We start from the raw sequence: 1,149 nt of genomic DNA on the forward strand, positions 1-1,149 counted from the left end.
GCGTGAAGGCGCTGCTCCTGGAGAACATCCATCCGGTCGCTGCGGAGGCGTTGCGTGCCCGTGGTGTGGAGGTCGAGGTCCGGGCGGGGTCGTTGGGTGCGGGGGAGTTGGTGGAGGCGCTGGCGGGGGTGTCGGTGCTGGGGATCCGGTCGAACACCTCGGTGGGGGCCGAGGTGTTGGAGGCGGGCAAGGATCTGGTGGCGGTGGGGTGTTTCTGTATCGGCACCAATCAGGTCGATCTCGCGGCGGCGGCCGAGCGGGGGGTGGCGGTGTTCAATGCGCCGTTCTCCAACACGCGCAGTGTGGTGGAGCTGGTGCTGGGGGAGATCATCGCGTTGGTGCGGCGGTTGCCGGAGAAGACCGCGCGGATGCACGAGGGGATCTGGGACAAGTCGGCCCGGGGCAGTCATGAGTTCCGGGGTCGGACGTTGGGGATCGTGGGGTACGGCAACATCGGGACCCAGTTGGGCAACATCGCCGAGGCGGTGGGGCTGCGGGTGATCTTCTATGACACCGCGGACCGGTTGGCGCACGGCAACGCGCGGCGGGTGGAGTCGCTGGAGGCGTTGTTGGGGCAGGCCGATGTGGTGAGCCTGCACGTGGACGGGCGGCCGGGGAACGCGGGGTTGTTCGGGGCGCAGCAGTTCGCGGCGATGAAGCCGCGCTCGATCTTCATCAACGCCTCGCGGGGGATGGTGATCGATGACGACGCGTTGCGGGAGAACATCCTGTCCGGGCATCTGGCCGGGGCGGCGATCGATGTGTTCCCGGTCGAGCCCAAGGCCCAGGGTGATGAGTTCTCCTCGCCGTTGCGGGGGTTGGACAACGTGATCCTGACCCCGCACGTGGGGGGGTCGACCCAGGAGGCGCAGGAGGAGATCGGGGGGTTCGTGTCGGGCAAGCTGGTGGGGTTCCTGGGCACCGGGGTGACCGCGTTGTCGGTGAACCTGCCCGAGGTGGCGTTGCCCGCAGCACCCGGGGCGTTCCGGATGGGGTATCTGCACACCAACACCCCCGGGGTGCTGGCCGGGATCAACCAGGTGCTGCTCGAGGCCGGGGCCAACGTGGTCAGCCAGGCGTTGTCCACCCGCGGGGAACGCGGCTACGTCCTGACCGACACCGAGGCCCCCGTCCCCGAGGACGCCCTCG

At 69.3% G+C, this 1,149-nt stretch carries 1 protein-coding gene; it reads left to right on the forward strand.

Annotated elements, in window-relative coordinates:
* Positions 1-1,149: phosphoglycerate dehydrogenase (serA, locus tag PHK61_RS31815; protein WP_274285043.1), on the forward strand; the 1,149-nt coding region annotated here is incomplete at both ends.

The organism is Actinomycetospora lutea, from assembly GCF_028737205.1.
Lineage (GTDB): Bacteria > Actinomycetota > Actinomycetes > Mycobacteriales > Pseudonocardiaceae > Actinomycetospora > Actinomycetospora lutea.